We start from the raw sequence: 16,110 nt of genomic DNA, 5'->3' as shown, positions 1-16,110 counted from the left end.
GAGCCGAGCCCACGCTCGGCCGGCGCTGTCGCAACCCGGTAGAGCCAAGCCATGGGGGCTGCATCAGCCAGCTACGAGGGATCCATGCGGCGCACCTTCGGCGGCTGCAACGCGGCAATGTCGATGACGTGTTCCTGGCATATCACCTGATAGTGCGTGAATGGGCCCGGGTAACTGACATCGGCAAAGGTGGCATGGTCCAGATAATCGAGGAATTTCGAACGGCTGTAGCGGCGGAACAGGTTGCCGCTCCAGGTTTCGGCGTCGTCCCAGCTCTGGTAGGACTCGTTGTGCACGGCGTAGCTGATGTAGTGGTCCCAGATCAGCTCAAAACGCTGCGAGTGGGGCATCACCTCTATCGCACGCGCATCATCGATTGAACGTCCATGAGCGAGCTCCACACGGGAGGGCTTTCCGACCACCAGGCCTTCCTCGACGACCAGGCGCAGACGATTCGCTTCCGGCTCGCCGATGCCCGCCAGGAACAGACACTCACAAGCGTCGATGGCCTGCAGCAGCGCAGCTTCGTCCATGGTCATGAAGTCCAGTGATCGCGGAAGCCAGAGCATAGCGGCATGCAGACGGAGCCGCGCCATGCGCTCGTGACCTTTGGCCGGTCCCCAGCGTCGCTCCCGCGGCTACCCTGTGAAATTACCCGCAGGAGAGCCTCATGAACGTCCGCAACCTGGTCCCGCTGGGCCTGACCATCGCCATCGCTGCCTCACTGGCGGCCTGTGGCAAGAACGAAACCGCCCCGGCGGCCAGTGCCGACGCCAAGCCGGCCTTCGACCTGTCGCAGATCAAGACGCCGCTGATCTCGCTCAACAGCGCCGACCTCGATCCGGCCATTCCGGCCTGTACCGACCTCAATGGTTTCGTCAACAGCAAGTGGCTGAAGGCCAACCCGGTGCCGGGCGACCAGACCACCTGGGGCAGCTTCGAGATCCTGCGCGAGCGCTCGCTGGAAGTGCAGCACGCGCTGGTGCAGCAGGCCGCCGCCAGCCAGGCCAAGGCGGGCTCGGTGGAAGCGAAGATCGGTGACATCTGGAAGACCGGCAACGATGAAGCGAAGATCGAAGCTGCCGGCCTGGCGCCGCTGCAGCCGCAGCTGGACAAGATCACCGCGCTGAACGACACCGCCGCCATCACCCGGTACCTGCGCGACAGCCAGGCCGAGGGCAAGGGCGTGCTGTTCTCGCTGTTCGCCAATGCCGACTACAAGGATTCGGCCAACGTCATCGCCTACGTCGGCCAGGGTGGCCTGGGCCTGCCGGAGAAGGGCTACTACTTCGACGATGCGCAGGCCAAGATCCGCGACGCCTACGTGGCCTATATCGCACAGGTGCTGACCCTGTCCGGCGTGGACGCGGCGCAGGCCGCCGAGCAGGCGAAGGCCGTGATGGCCTTCGAAACCCGCCTGGCCAAGGCCTCAATGTCGCGCATCGAAATGCGTGACCCGGCCAAGCGCTACAACCCGCTCAGCGCGGCTGAGGCCGACAAGCTGACCCCGAACTTCAGCTGGACCGCGCTGTTCGAGACCCTCAAGGTGCCGGCCGCGCAGAAGTTCTCGCTGGCCCAGCCGGGCTTCTTCGCTGAAATGGACAAGATGCTGGCCGATGTGCCGGCCAGCACCTGGCAGGCCTACCTGCGCTTCCACACCATCGACGACGCCTCGCCGTACCTGAGCAGCCAGTTCGAGAAGGCCAACTTCGATTTCTATGGCACCACCCTGCGTGGCCAGAAGGAAATGCAGCCGCGCTGGAAGCGCGTGCTGGAGTCGGTCAACGGTGGCATGGGCGAGGCCCTGGGCCAGCTGTACGTCGACGCCGTGTTCCCGGCCGAGTCGAAGGTCGCCATGCAGCACCTGGTGGAAAACCTGTCGCAGGCGCTGAAGGCGCGCCTGGAGCAGCTGCCGTGGATGGGCGAAGAAACCAGGAAGAAGGCCCTGGAGAAGTGGGCCAGCTTCACCCCGAAGATCGGTTACCCCGACAAGTGGCGTGACTGGGCGGGCCTGCAGACCAACGGCGACAGCTACCTGGGCAACATGCAGGCGGCGCGTGCGTTCAACTACCGCTACATGCTGGACAAGATCGGCAAGCCGGTGGACAAGACCGAGTGGGGCATGACCCCGCAGACCGTCAACGCGTACTACAACGCCACCAAGAACGAGATCGTGTTCCCGGCGGCGATCCTGCAGGCACCGTTCTTCGACGCCAAGGCCGATCCGGCGCTGAACTACGGCGGCATCGGTGCGGTCATCGGCCACGAGATGATGCACGGCTACGACGACTCGGGCAGCCAGTTCGCCGCCAACGGCAACTTCGACAACTGGTGGACCGACGCCGACCGCAAGGCCTTCACCGAGCGTACCGACCAGCTGGTCGCGCAGTTCGACGGCTATGAATCGGTGCCGGGCGTGTTCGTGAAGGGCAAGCTGACCCTGGGCGAGAACATCGGCGACCTCGGCGGCCTGACCGTGGCCTACGACGCGTTGCAGATGGCGCTGAAGGAAGACCCGAAGGCGAATGTCGAAGTGGATGGCCACAGCCAGGACCAGCGCTTCTTCATGAACTGGGCCACCGTGTGGCGCCGCAACTTCACCGATGGTGAGCTGCGCGTCCGCCTGAACACCGATCCGCACGCCCCGGCCAACTTCCGTGCCAACGGCGCACCGTCGAACATGCCGTCCTATGCCGCTGCATTCCAGTGCAAGGCCGGCGACGCGATGGTGCGTGCCGACGACAAGCGCGTGGTGATCTGGTAATCGATCACCCGTGACTGCGTGATGCGAAAGGCCCGGCAAATGCCGGGCCTTTTGTCTTCCAGGCCGGTAGCGCAGCGCCGACTGGTAGAGTCGACTGTCAGTCGACTATCGCGCGCAGCGCGGGATTTTCGCGATCTGGACGAAGAGCAGTCGACTGACAGTCGACTCTACCGACGGGTCGTTTCACCTTCCGGAAGATCTCAGGCCAGCTCCGGCTCCCGCGCCAGCATGCGATGGAAGCGCTGCAGCACGTAGGGATCCACCAGCCCTCCAGACTGCGAATCGATGATCCGCAACGCGGTTTCGTGCTCCATCGCGTCGCGGTACGGGCGCACGCTGGTCATCGCATCGTAGGCATCGGCGATGGTGACGATGCGCGCGCCCAGCGGGATGGATTCGCCGCGCAGCCCATCGGGATAGCCGCTGCCATCGAAGGCTTCGTGATGGGCGCGGATCAGCCGCGCCACGGGCGCGGCGTCGCTGCGGCCGGTGGCCAGGAAGATGTGCTCGCCGCGCACCGGATGCTCGCGCATGATCGCGCGCTCCTCATCGGTATGCCGGCGCGGTGCCAGCAGTACGTCGTCGGGAATGCCGATCTTGCCGATGTCGTGGAAGCGCGCGGCCAGGCCGACCTGCGCACAGGCCTGGTCGTCGAGATCGCAGTGCGCGGCCAGCCGCTGCGCGAACAGGCCGACGCGGTCGCAGTGATGGCGGGTGTAGGCGTCGCGCATCTGCAGCGACATCGAGAGGGCATCGATCAGGCAGGCGTGCGCGTGCAGCAGGTCGGGGGCGGGTACGGCGTCAGGAAACATGGTCATCCGCCCGCACCGGGTGGGGACCGGTGCGGGGTGTTCGGGGGGCGATCAACCCGGGGCGAGGGTGGTCAGGAGGGCGCGGGCCGCGTTGAAGCGGTCTTCCGGCAACGGCAGCGGGTGCTTGATGCGCAGCTTGTCGGGCCCTTCCATGGCGTACAGGTTCGGTTGCTTCTGGATCAGCTGGATCACCGCCATCGGGTCGATGTTCGGCTTGGATTCGAACACGATGCGGCCACCATTTTCGCCCAGGTCCAGCTTGCGGATGCCCAGCGTGTTGGCCTTCAGCTTCAGCTCGGCGATGGCGAACAGGTGCTTGGCCGCATCCGGCAGCAGGCCGAAGCGATCGATCATCTCCACCTGCAGTTCGCGCAGCGCATCGCTGTCGCGCGCGCTGGAAATACGCTTGTACAGGGTCAGGCGGGTATGCACGTCCGGCAGGTAGTCTTCCGGGATCAGTGCCGGCACATGCAGTTCGACCTCGGCACCACGCACTTCCTCGCCGGCATCAAGGTCGGGCAGCTTGCCCTGCTTGATGCTGCGCACCGCGCGCTCCAGCAGCTCGGTGTACAGGCTGAAGCCGACCTCGGCCATCTGCCCGCTCTGGTCCTCGCCGAGCAGTTCGCCGGCACCGCGGATTTCCAGATCGTGCGTGGCCAGGGTGAAGCCGGCGCCCAGCTCGTCCATCGAGGCGATCGCTTCCAGGCGCTTCTCAGCGTCGGGGGTGATCGCGCGGCGGTCGGGCGTGATCAGGTACGCGTAGGCGCGGTGGTGCGAACGTCCGACGCGGCCACGCAGCTGGTGCAGCTGGGCCAGGCCGAAACGGTCCGCACGGTTGATGATGATGGTATTGGCGTTGGGGATGTCGATGCCCGACTCGATGATCGTGGTCGACAGCAGCACGTTGAAGCGCTGCTTCTGGAAATCCAGCATCACCTTTTCCAGCTCGCGCTCGGGCATCTGCCCATGGGCGATGCCGATGCGCGCCTCCGGCACCAGCTCGGACAGCTCGCGCTGCATGCGGCCGATGCTTTCCACGTCGTTGTGCAGGAAATACAGCTGGCCACCACGCGCCAGCTCGCGCTGGAAGGCTTCGCGCAGCAGCGCGTTGTCCCACTGGGTGATGAAGGTCTGCACCGCCAGCCGGTTCGGCGGCGGCGTGGCGATGATCGACAGGTCGCGCAGGCCGGCCATGGCCATGTTGAGCGTGCGCGGAATCGGCGTGGCGGTCAGGGTCAGCAGGTGCACGTTGGCGCGCAGCGCCTTCAGCGCTTCCTTCTGGCGTACGCCGAAACGCTGCTCCTCGTCGACGATGACCATGCCCAGGTCCTTGAACTTCACGTCCGGCTGCAGCAGGCGATGGGTACCGACGATCACGTCGATGGTGCCGGCGGCGACCTTTTCCAGCTCGGCCTTGATTTCCTTGGTGGTCTTGAAGCGCGACAGCACCTCGACCTTCAGCGGGTAATCGGCGAAGCGGTCGCGGAAGTTGCGGTAATGCTGTTCGGCCAGCAGCGTGGTCGGCACCAGCACAGCCACCTGCTTGCCGGCACTGGCGGCCGCAAAGGCCGCACGCACCGCCACCTCGGTCTTGCCGAAGCCGACGTCGCCGCAGACCACGCGGTCCATCGGCTGGCTGCTGGCCAGGTCGCGCAGGGTGGCGTCGATCGCGGCCAGCTGGTCCGGGGTCTCCTCGAACGGGAAACCGGCCGCGAACGGCTCGTACATCGCGCGGTCGACCTGCAGTGCCAGGCCGGCACGCGCCTGGCGGCGGGCCTGGATCTCCAGCAGTTCGGCGGCGACGTCGCGTACTTTCTCGGCGGCCTTGCGCTTGGCCTTGCTCCACTGCTCGCCACCGAGCGAATGCAGCGGCGCGGTTTCCGCCGACGCACCGGAATAGCGGCTGATCAGGTGCAGCTGGGCGACCGGCACATACAGGCGGTCGCCCTTGGCATATTCGATTTCGAGGAACTCGCCGGGCATGCCGCCGACGTCCATCGCGATCAGGCCACGATAGCGGCCGACGCCATGATCCTCGTGCACGATCGGCGCGCCCTCGGTCAGTTCACCGAGGTCGCGGATGATCGCTTCCGGCTCGCGGCCGGCACGGCGCGTGCGCCGGGTGCTGCCGGCGCGCTCGGGGAACAGCTGGCGCTCGGTCAGCACCGCGATGCGCGGATCGTCCAGCGCGAAGCCATCCTCCAGCGGTGCCACCGCGATCGCGAAGCGCGCATCATCGGCGAGGAAGCTGGGCAGGTCGGCCACCACCGGCGGCTTCAGCTCGGCGGCCTGCAGCACTTCCAGCAGCGCCTCGCGGCGGCCGGGTGAATCGGCGGCGATCAGTACCCGGCCCGGATAATGGCCGAGGAAGGATTTCAGCGCATCGCCAGCGGGGGCTTCGCGCGCGGCCACCGGCAGCGGGGGCAGCGGCTGGTCGCCCAGCGCGTGCGCGTCGGCGATGCGCGCATGGTCAGCCGCCCACACCTCGATGCGCGGGGCATCGTTCAGGCGCTCGCGCAGCAGCTCCGGCGACAGGTACAACGCCGACGGCGGCAGCAGCGGGCGCTCCACATCATGGCGGCGCTGCTCATAGCGGTCCGCAGTCTGCGCCCAGAACGCGACGGACGCTTCATACGCACCGGCACAGACCACCGGCAGGCTGCCGCTGGGCAGGTAGTCGAACAGGGTTGCGGTGCGTTCGAAGAACAGCGGCAGGTAGTACTCGACGCCGGCCGGCGCCAGTCCGGACTTCAGGTCCTGGTACAGCGAACTGCGCCGGGTATCGACATCGAACCGCTCGCGCAGCGTGGCCAGCACGCGGGCGATGCTGGCTTCATCCATCGGCACTTCGCGGCCGGGCAGCATGTGCACCGCCTCGACCTTGTCCAGCGAACGCTGGCTTTCCGGGTCAAAGGCACGGATCGAGTCGATGTCCTCGTCCAGCAGTTCCACCCGCAGCGGCTCGTCGGCACCCATCGGGTACACGTCGAGCAGGCCGCCGCGCACAGCGAAGTCGCCCGGGTCCATCACCTGCGGCACGTTGCGGTAGCCGGCGCTTTCCAGGCGGCGCTTCTCGGCTTCCAGGTCCAGGCGCTGGCCGACCTTCAGGTCGAAGCTGCCACCGATCACGTAGCTGCGCGGGGCCAGCTGCTGCAGCAGGGTCTGCACCGGCACGATCACCAGGCCACGCTTCAGCGCGGGCAGGCGGTGCAGGGCGGCCAGGCGCTGCGAAATGATGTCCGGATGCGGACTGAAGCGGTCGTAGGGCAGGGTTTCCCAGTCCGGGAAGGCGACCACCGGCAGGGCCGGATCGCCGCCGAGCAGGGTGTGCAGGTCGGCTTCGAGCTGGTTGGCACCGTGGTTGTCACGGGCGATCACCAGCAGCGGGGCGTCGTGCGCACGCGCGGCCTGGGCAAGGTACCAGGCCAGGGCGGTCGGCGAGGCGGGGGCGCGCCACCAGGCGCGGAGCTGGCCGGCGCGCGGCAGCGGCGGGGCGGGGTATGAGGTACGCGACATGGACCCCGGATTTTAGCAGAAGCCCGATCGAAGCCCGGTGGGTCGTGCCGGCCGATTGCCGGCAGCCTCATGTGCCGTTGGGGTAACGCAGTTCAGGCCAGCGGCCGGCACTACCGGCAGGCGTCGCCGGGCGGGGCCCGGCGCATCTGTCAGTTGTCCAGCTCCAGCACCATCCGCACCAGGCCTTCGGCACCGGCCGGGTGCGGGACCGGCTTGAAGCCCAGCGAGGCGGCCAGCTGTTTCATCGGCTCGTTCTCGGCGGCGACGTCGCCGTACAGGCGGTCCAGGTACTTGCCGCGGCCCCACTTCACCAGCTTGCGCATCAGCTGCCGGCCCAGGCCCTGGCCAATGAGGAAGCGGCTGATCAGGATCGCGTACTCGGCTTCACGGGTGCCGGGGATGATCGAGGCCCGGGCGACCGCGCCGACCACCGCTTCGCCAGCAGGCAGGGATTCGGCTGCGACCAGGGTGATCTCGGTCTTGGGATTCGGGTGGGTCAGGCGCTGGGTGGTTTCCGGCGAAAGCTCGGTCACCGCCTGCAGGAAACGATCACGGATTTCTTCCGGCCCGAACAGGCTGAACGCCGCTTGCAGCGGTGCGCCATCTTCCGGGCGGATGGGGCGGATCAGCAGCTCGTGGCCGCTGGGAGCCTTGAAGATCTCATGCCAGGGCGGCATGCGGTTGCGAGTGGCCATACCGGGTGATTCCTTGGTGGTCCATCGATTGTGGCATCACCGGGGCTGCATTCCGTGAACGAAAGGCTCACGGCGGTACAGCCTCGTGAAGGCCGTCATTCGGGGGCTTTGAGCCAATCCAGGCGGGTGCTGGCCCCCGGTTCGCCCAGGTGCTGGCGCAGCGCCGGCAGGGCCGGGCCGACCACCCGGTCGAACTGCCACGGCGGGTTGAGCAGCAGCATGCCGCTGCCGTTGAGGCGCAGCGGCGAGTCGTCCGGGCGCACCAGGAACTCGATCGTCATCGCCGATTTCACCGGCAGAGCGGTGGCCTTGCGCAGGAAGTGCAGGATGGTGCGGCGCTGCTTGATCGGGAACCACACCGCGCAGGTCGCCTGCGGCCAGCGCGCCAGGGTCTCGGCCAGGGCGGCCAGAACGGCCTGGTACTCGGCGTCCTGGGCCTCGTACGGCGGGTCGATCAGCACAAGACCACGGCCGATCTTGCTGCCGTTGAACTTCGGCGGCAGCAGCGAGCGCAGCAGGGCATAGCCATCGCCGGGGCGCACATCGACGCGGCTGTCATGGGCGAACAGGGCCTTCAGCGTGGCCGTTTCGGCTTCCTGCAGCTCGCAGACCGCCATGCGGTCCTGCGCGCGCATCGCCTGTGCGCTCAGCAGCGGCGAGCCCGGGTAGTTGGTCAGCGCGCCCACCGGGTTGTCGGCCTGCACCGCCTTCAGGTAGCGCTCGACCACCTCCGGCAGCCTGGGCTGGGCCATCAGCCGCATGATCCCGGATTCGGCCTCCAGGGTCTTGCGGCTCTCTTCGCTGGCCAGCAGGTAGCGGCCGGCACCGCCGTGGGTGTCGAGCACGAAGAACGGGCTGTCCTTGCGCTTGAAGCTGTCGATCAGGGCCAGCTGCACGATGTGCTTGAGCACATCGGCGTGGTTGCCGGCGTGGAAGGCGTGGCGATAGTTCATGGGCGGCAGTGTACGGGGCGGCGGCCGCAGCGGCTATGCTGCGCGCCATGACAGCTCCCGTTGCCCATGTCCTGGTGGTCGAGGACGAAGCCGCCATCGCCGAAACCGTGCTCTATGCGCTGCGCAGCGAAGGCTATGCCGCCAGCCACTGCCTGCTGGGCGGCGAGGCCCTGCAACGGCTGCAGGCCGGCGATATCGACGTGGTGGTGCTGGACGTGGGCCTGCCGGACCTGGGCGGTTTCGAGGTCTGCCGGCGGCTGCGTGCGCAGCCCGGGCCGGCGGCGCAGCTGCCGGTGATCTTCCTGACCGCCCGCAACGATGAAGTGGACCGCGTGCTCGGCCTGGAACTGGGCGCCGACGATTACATGACCAAGCCGTTCTCGCCGCGTGAGCTGGTGGCGCGGGTGCGTGCGCGCCTGCGTCGCGTGGCACCGGTCGTGGCAGCCCCCGGCGCAGATGCGGGCTGGCAGGAACATGGCGCCTTCGCCATCGACCGCGAAGGCCGGCGTATCCGCTTCCGCGGCCATGCGCTGGACCTGACCCGATACGAGTACGCGTTGCTGGAAGCGCTGCTGCAGCGCCCCGGTGCCATCCTCAGCCGCGCGCAGCTGATGGACCGGGGCTGGGACAGCAGCGCCGACAGTGCCGACCGCACCGTCGACACCCATGTAAAGACGTTGCGCGCCAAGCTGCGTGCGGCTGGTGCCAGCGACGACCCGATCCGCACCCACCGTGGCCTCGGCTACGCGCTGGAGGTCTAGCCGATGCGCCTGGTACTGAAGCTGTTCCTCGGCTTCTTCCTGATCACCGGCATCGCCGCGTTCTTCGTGATGCGCGTATTCGTCAACGAGGTGAAGCCCGGTGTGCGCCAGGCGATGGAATCGACCCTGGTCGATGCGGCCAACGTGCTGGCCGAGATGGCCGCCGCCGACGTCAAGGACGGCACCATCCGCAGCGGCAGCTTCACCCGCAACCTGGCCAAGGCGCGGCAGCGCGACCTGAAGGCGATGGTCTGGCGTTTTCCCAAGCGATCGCTGGATTACCGGGTGACCATCACCGATGCCAGGGGCATCGTCATCTACGACTCGCTGGGCCGCGACCTCGGGCGTGACAATTCGCGCTGGAACGATGTCTACCGCACCCTGCGTGGCGAGTACGGCGCCCGCTCCAGCCCGGAAATACCAGGCGAAGAAGGCGATACGGTGATGCACGTGGCGGCGCCGGTATACGACCCGGCCGATGGGCGCACCCTGATCGGCGTGCTCAGCCTGGCCCAGCCCAACCGCAGCATCGATCCGTTCATCGCCGCCAGCCAGCGCGCCATCATCGAGCGCGGCGCCTGGTTGATCGGGCTGTCGGCGCTGGTCGGCGTGCTGGTGACGATGTGGCTCACCACCGGCCTCGGCCAGCTCAGCCGCTATGCACGCGCGGTCAGCGCCGGCGAACCGGTGCCACCGCCACGGCGCCGCCGCGACGAGATCGGCGACCTGGGCCAGGCGCTGGAAACCATGCGCCGCAAGCTGGAGGGCAAGGCCTATGTCGAACAGTACGTGCAGTCACTGACGCATGAAATGAAGAGCCCGCTGGCGGCGATCCGCGGTGCCGCCGAGCTGCTGCAGGAGCCGCTGCCCGAGGCCGACCGCGTGCATTTCGCGCGCAGCATCGTCGACCAGCAGGAGCGGCTGACCGAGACCATCGACAAGCTGCTGGCGCTGGCCGAAGTGGAACAGCACGGCTGGCTGCAGACCCGCGATCCGATCGCGCTGCCAACGTTGCTGGCCGATGCGGCAGCGGCGGCGCAGGTGCGTGCGCAGGCGGCCGGCGTGCAGGTCAGCATCGGCAGCGCGCCCGACCTGCGCGTGCAGGGCGATGCCTATCTGCTGCGGCAGGCGTTGCACAACCTGATCGACAACGCCATTGCCTTCTCACCGCCCGGCGCGGACATCGCACTGCAGGCCGAGGTGGACGGGCAGGGCGTGCGCCTGCAGGTGGCGGATCGCGGTACCGGCATTCCCGACTACGCGCGCGAACGGGTGTTCGAACGCTTCTATTCGCTTGCCCGCCCGGGCAGCGGCCGGCGCAGTTCCGGCCTGGGCCTGCCGTTCGTGCAGGAGGTCGCGCGCCTGCACGATGGTCGCGCCAGCCTCGACGCGCGCGACGGCGGTGGCACCGTGGCCAGCCTGTGGCTGCCGTTGTCAGTGCCGGGCCAGCGTCCGCGCCGCTGACTTCACACTCGCTTCAACTTCGCCACAAACCCTGCTCACCGCAGCGGTCCATCCTGCAGCCCTCTCCAACGAGGATGGACCATGAAATCCCTGAAGATGCTGCTGAGGTTCGCCATTGTCGGCGGGCTGATCCTGTTGCTGCTGGTGCCGCTGATGATGATCCGCGGGGTCATCACCGAGCGCAGCCAGTACCGCGACGAGGCCTTTGCCCGGGTGGCCGACAGCCGTGCCGGCACGCAGCAGCTGGTGGGCCCGGTACGGGTGGTGCCGTGGGTGGAACGCAAGCAGGTTGAACTGGTTGACCCGCTGGGCGTCAAGAAGACCGAGATCCAGGTGACCGAGGGCCACTGGCTGCAGATGCCGGCGTCGCTGGAGGTGGGCGGCGAGATGCTGCCGAGCCAGCGCGAGGTCGGCCTGTTCAAGGTGCCGGTGTACAGCTGGAATGGCCAGTTGAAGGCGACTTTCGCCGAAGACGACTATCCGGTGAAGAACGGCCGCACCTATGGCCAGCCCTATGTGGCGCTGGGGGTTTCCGATGTGCGCGGCCTGGTGGGCACGCCGAACCTGCGGGTGGACGGCAAGCAGCTGCGGTTGCTGCCCGGTGTAGGCGTGGCCAGCGAAATCGGACGTGGCCTGCATGCGCCGGTGAGCGGTTTCGCCGCGGATCAGGGCGGCGCGCTGGCCGCCAGCACCGTTGAACTGGAGCTGCGCCTGGATGGCAGCCGCATGCTGTCGGTGGTGCCGGTGGGCGATGACACCCGGATCGCGCTGCGGTCGAGCTGGCCGCATCCGTCGTTCAGCGGCGCCTTCCTGCCCAACGAACGGCGTGTCGATGCACAGGGCTTCGAAGCACGCTGGGCGGTGTCCTCGCTGGCCTCCGATGCACAGCGCCAGCTGCGCAGCGAGGGGACGATCGATTCGCAGGCCGTGACGGTGTCGCTGGTCGATCCGGTCGATACCTACACCCAGGCCGACCGTGCCTCGAAGTACGGCGTGCTGTTCGTGGTGCTGACCTTCGTCGGCTTCATCCTGTTCGAACTGATCAAGTCGCTGCGCATCCATCCGCTGCAGTACCTGATGGTCGGCCTGGCGCTGGCGATCTTCTTCCTGCTGCTGATCAGCCTGTCCGAGCACATCGCGTTCTGGAAGGCCTACCTGGTCTCGGCCGTGGCCTGCATCGGCCTGCAGGCGGTGTACCTGGCCAACGTGCTGGGCCACTGGAAGCGCGGCCTTGGCTTCGCTGCGCTGCTGACCGTGCTGTACGGCGCGCTGTATGGCCTGCTGGTGTCGGAGAACAACGCACTGCTGATGGGATCGCTGCTGCTGTTCGTGATCCTGGCGCTGGCGATGTGGGTGACCCGCCGGGTCGACTGGTACGCGCTTGGCGCGGACCTGAAGTAAGGAGCACGCCATGAGCTGGCGCCAGGGATTGCGGCAACGGGCGCGGCAGGGCATTCCGGCCCTGCTGGAAGTGGATGCACTGCTGCAGGCACATGGCGTGCTGGCGGCCCTGCCGGGGGCACGGATCGCCCCCGGTCTGGTCCGCTTCCAGCTGGCCGCGGTGACCTGCGAGGGATTGCAGGGCAAGGGCCTGGCCTGGTTGCAGGGCGCGCGGCAGGGACGCGGTGCGCTGGCGGGGAAGGTGCCGCGCTACCGGCCATGGAAGGCCGGGGCGGAAGCACTTGCGGAAATCGGCATCGGTGGCCTGCCCGATGACTGGCCCGCGCATGCGGCGGTGTATGGCTGCAGCAGCATCGACCGGCGGCACTGGTTGCTGCTGCTGCCGGAGCGGGCGCAGCTGTGGCTGGGGTGGAGTGGGTGAGGTGGTTTGGCAGATGCGACCCAACCACTCTTCTGTGGGGGCGAACCCTGGTTCGCACGCTTCCGCGCCGCCCATGACCGATGGGACGGTATCGCGGCGCCGCTGCTGGCTAGACTCGATGGGTTGATGAGCAGGCCGGAAGGCAGGGGTGCGATGTGTTGAAGTGGGGCGTGCTGGCCGTAGCGCTGGCGATGGGTGGAAATGCAGCGGCGCAGCAGCGCGAGACGGTGGACCTGGACATGGTCAGCCGCATCCGCCAGGAGGCCTTCCACCGTTCGCAGGTGATGGACACCTTCAGCTATCTCACCGAACGCATCGGCCCGCGGCTGACCAACTCCCCGGCGATGGGCCGCGCCAACGCGTGGACCCGCGGCAAGTTCAACGAATGGAAGCTGGACAACGTCCACGACGAAGCGTTCGATGACTTTGGCCGTGGCTGGGAGTTCACCTCGGCCAGCGTGGAAATGCTGGGTGACCGTGTGCAGCCGCTGCACGCACTGCCCAAGGCGTGGACGCCTGGCACCCAGGGCCCGGTTGAAGGCGAGCTGGTCCAGGTCGAGATCAAGAAGCCCGAAGACATCGAGAAGTACCGCGGCAAGCTGCGCGGCAAGATCCTGCTGCTGGGCGAGGCGCGCGAGTACAAGCGCGGCACCGAGCCGGATTCCCATCGGCATGACGCGACTTCGCTGGAAGGCCTGCAGGCGTTCACCCTGCCCAAGGACCAGGACGCCACCGCCGAGCGCGCCAAGCGGGTCAAGGAGTACCAGGAACGCCAGCAGCTGGCGACCAAGGTCAATGCGTTCTTCGTCGAAGAAGGGGCGCTGGCCTCGATCAGCATCAGCAGCTGGGACAACGGCATCATCCGCGTTGCCGGTGGTGGTTCGCGCAAGGCCGGCGAGCCGGTCGGCATCCCCGAGCTGGCGATGATCAGCGAGCACTTCAACCCGCTGGTGCGCGCGCTGAAGGCCGGGCAGACCGTGCGCCTGCGCGTGGATGTGGCCGCGCGCTTCACCGATGATGCCGACCGGCCCGGCTACAACACGCTGGCCGAGATCCGCGGCAGCGGCAGGCCTGATGAAGTGGTGATGATCGGCGCGCACCTGGATTCCTGGCACAGCGGCACCGGCGCGGCCGACAACGCCGCAGGCGTGGCGGTGATGATGGAGGCCATGCGCATCCTCAAGGCCACCGGCGCCAGGCCCAAGCGCACCATCCGCGTGGCGCTGTGGAGCGGCGAAGAGCAGGGCCTGATCGGCTCGCAGGCCTATGTGGCCAAGCATTTCGGCCGGTTCCCGGAGCCCACCGACCCGGCGCAGAAGGCGCTGCCGGCGTCGCTGCGCGAGCCGACCGGTGCACTGCAGAAGACCCGCGATTACAGCAAGTTCCAGGTCTACTTCAACATGGACAACGGCTCCGGCCGCTTCCGGGGCATCTACGCCCAGGAAAACCTGGCGGCGATGCCGATCTTCGAAGCCTGGCTGGCGCCGTTCCATGACGTCGGCGCCACCACCGTGGCGACCCGCAACACCGGCAGCACCGACCACATCAGCTTCGACCGCATCGGCCTGCCGGGCTTCCAGTTCATCCAGGACCGGCTGGACTACTTCACCAATGTCCACCACAGCCACCTGGACACCTGGGACCACGCCGAGCCGGAAGACCTGAAGCAGGCCGCAGCCATCGTCGCCTCGTTCGCCTACAACGCCGCGATGCGCGAGCAGCCGTTCCCGCGCAAGGTGGAACCGTAAAAGGGGACGGAGGGGATTAAGTCGCATCTCCCCTCCGTTTCCCGGTTGCAGTGCCCACGGGCTGGGCAATCGCGACTTAATCCCCTCCGTCCCCTTTTTCCGTCGGGGGCGGCGGGCTGGTAAAATCGGGGGATTCCCGTTCCTCGAGCCGTCCATGACCTGCCGCACCCGCTTCGCCCCCAGTCCCACCGGCTACCTGCACATAGGTGGTGCCCGCACCGCGCTGTACTGCTGGCTGGAGGCCCGCCACCGTGGCGGCGAGTTCGTGCTGCGCATCGAGGACACCGACCGTGAACGCAGCACCCAGGGCGCGATCGACGCCATCCTGGAGGCGATGGAGTGGCTGGGCCTGGACTACGACGAAGGCCCGATCTATCAGACCGACCGCGTCGCCCGCTACCGGGAAGTGGCAGAGCAGCTGATCGCCGACGGCAAGGCCTACTACGCCTACGAAACCCGCGAAGAGCTGGACGCGATGCGCGAGGCCGCCATGGCCAGGCAGGAAAAGCCGCGTTACAACGGCGCTGCACGCGAACTGGGCCTGCCGTACAAGGACGACCCGAACCGCGTCATCCGCTTCAAGAACCCGCTGGAAGGTACGGTGGTGTTCGACGACCTGATCAAGGGCCGCATCGAGATCGCCAACAGCGAGCTGGATGACATGGTCATCTTCCGCCCGGACGGCTACCCCACCTACAACTTCGCGGTGGTGGTGGACGACTGGGACATGGGCATCACCGAGGTCATCCGCGGCGACGACCACATCAACAACACCCCGCGCCAGATCAACCTGTACGAGGGCATTGGTGCGCCGGTGCCGAAGTTCGGCCACATGCCGATGATCCTGGACGAGCAGGGCGCCAAGCTGTCCAAGCGCACCGGTGCGGCCGACGTGATGCAGTACAAGGACGCCGGCTACCTGCCCGACGCGCTGCTGAGCTACCTGGCCCGCCTGGGCTGGTCGCACGGTGACCAGGAGCTGTTCAGCCGCCAGGAACTGATCGACCTGTTCGACGTGAAGGACTGCAATTCCAAGGCCTCGCGCCTGGACATGGCCAAGCTGGGTTGGGTCAACCAGTACTTCCTGAAGACCGAGGACGTGGCCGCCATCGTGCCGCACCTGGTCTACCAGTTGCAGAAGCTGGGCCTGGACGTGGCCGCCGGCCCGGCCCCGGAGGATGTGGTGATCGCCCTGCGTGAACGCGTGCAGACCCTGAAGGAAATGGCCGAGAAGGCCGTGGTCTGGTACCAGCCGCTGACCGGGTACGACGAAGCGGCGGTGGCCAAGCACCTCAAGGCCGGTGCCGAGGTGGCGCTGGGCAAGGCCCGCGAGCTGCTGGCAGCGTTGCCGGAGTGGACCGCCGAGTCGGTGGGCGTCGCCCTGCACGACGCGGCCGCAGCGCTGGAGATCGGCATGGGCAAGGTCGCCCAGCCGCTGCGCGTGGCGATCACCGGCACCCAGGTCAGTCCTGACATCTCCCATACCGTTTACCTGGCCGGCCGCGAGCAGGCCTTGAAACGCATTGATGTGGCCATCACCAAGGTAGCAACGGCCTGAGGCATCCTTGCCAGGCC

General features: G+C 67.5%; 12 protein-coding genes. 7 read left to right on the top strand and 5 right to left on the bottom strand.

The genetic code is table 11. The annotated features are described in order from the left end of the window. Window positions 1-71: 71 nt before the first annotated feature. A complete protein-coding gene (locus ACUVWL_RS11065; protein ID WP_227863652.1) occupies window positions 72-533 on the bottom strand; it encodes a hypothetical protein in 462 nt (153 codons plus the stop codon). A 137-nt stretch (window positions 534-670) separates the two neighbouring features. Here ACUVWL_RS11065 and ACUVWL_RS11060 point away from each other — a divergent pair, with 137 nt between their 5' ends. Then, entirely contained in the window at window positions 671-2,764 is a 2,094-nt protein-coding gene (locus tag ACUVWL_RS11060; protein WP_046429631.1) for a M13 family metallopeptidase, read from the top strand. Between the two features lie 200 nt (window positions 2,765-2,964). Here the strand turns inward: ACUVWL_RS11060 and ACUVWL_RS11055 are convergent, their stop codons facing one another. From ACUVWL_RS11055 to ACUVWL_RS11040, 4 genes are all read right to left on the bottom strand, one after another. Beyond that, window positions 2,965-3,582, bottom strand: coding sequence for an HD-GYP domain-containing protein (locus ACUVWL_RS11055; protein WP_445978344.1), 618 nt, complete (start codon window positions 3,580-3,582; stop codon window positions 2,965-2,967). 45 nt (window positions 3,583-3,627) lie between these two features. Then, entirely contained in the window at window positions 3,628-7,092 is a 3,465-nt protein-coding gene (gene mfd, locus ACUVWL_RS11050; RefSeq protein ID WP_049441517.1) for a transcription-repair coupling factor, read from the bottom strand. Window positions 7,093-7,241: 149 nt separating this feature from the next. Next, the gene (locus ACUVWL_RS11045) at window positions 7,242-7,787 is read right to left on the bottom strand and encodes a GNAT family N-acetyltransferase (protein ID WP_014646444.1); all 546 of its coding nucleotides are present in this window, start codon (window positions 7,785-7,787) and stop codon (window positions 7,242-7,244) included. Between the two features lie 95 nt (window positions 7,788-7,882). Continuing rightward, a complete protein-coding gene (locus ACUVWL_RS11040) occupies window positions 7,883-8,740 on the bottom strand; it encodes a 23S rRNA (adenine(2030)-N(6))-methyltransferase RlmJ (protein ID WP_075076203.1) in 858 nt (285 codons plus the stop codon). Between the two features lie 35 nt (window positions 8,741-8,775). On the opposite strand from ACUVWL_RS11040, the gene creB reads away from it, so the two are divergent. The 6 genes from creB (at window position 8,776) to gltX (ending at window position 16,093) form a co-directional block, all read left to right on the top strand. After that, window positions 8,776-9,501 carry a two-component system response regulator CreB gene (creB, locus tag ACUVWL_RS11035; RefSeq protein WP_080376403.1) on the top strand — a complete coding sequence of 242 codons (726 nt, stop codon included), beginning with the start codon at window positions 8,776-8,778 and terminating at the stop codon, window positions 9,499-9,501. A 3-nt stretch (window positions 9,502-9,504) separates the two neighbouring features. Then, on the top strand, window positions 9,505-10,965 hold the full coding sequence (gene creC, locus ACUVWL_RS11030) for a two-component system sensor histidine kinase CreC (protein ID WP_032961976.1): 1,461 nt from the start codon (window positions 9,505-9,507) through the stop codon (window positions 10,963-10,965). Between the two features lie 81 nt (window positions 10,966-11,046). Then, window positions 11,047-12,366 (top strand): cell envelope integrity protein CreD, encoded by a 1,320-nt coding sequence (gene creD / locus ACUVWL_RS11025; RefSeq protein ID WP_049441519.1) that lies wholly within the window; start codon window positions 11,047-11,049, stop codon window positions 12,364-12,366. Between the two features lie 10 nt (window positions 12,367-12,376). Then, a complete protein-coding gene (locus tag ACUVWL_RS11020) occupies window positions 12,377-12,787 on the top strand; it encodes a hypothetical protein (RefSeq protein ID WP_014646449.1) in 411 nt (136 codons plus the stop codon). Between the two features lie 155 nt (window positions 12,788-12,942). Then, window positions 12,943-14,535, top strand: coding sequence for a M20/M25/M40 family metallo-hydrolase (locus tag ACUVWL_RS11015; protein WP_445978343.1), 1,593 nt, complete (start codon window positions 12,943-12,945; stop codon window positions 14,533-14,535). 154 nt (window positions 14,536-14,689) lie between these two features. Next, a complete protein-coding gene (gene gltX / locus ACUVWL_RS11010) occupies window positions 14,690-16,093 on the top strand; it encodes a glutamate--tRNA ligase (protein ID WP_445978342.1) in 1,404 nt (467 codons plus the stop codon). The last annotated feature ends 17 nt before the right edge of the window (window positions 16,094-16,110 follow it).

The sequence above is a fragment of the Stenotrophomonas muris genome (assembly GCF_052751275.1).
The sequence above is the reverse complement of the archived record's forward strand: the minus strand, read 5'-3'. Positions and strand labels throughout refer to the sequence as shown.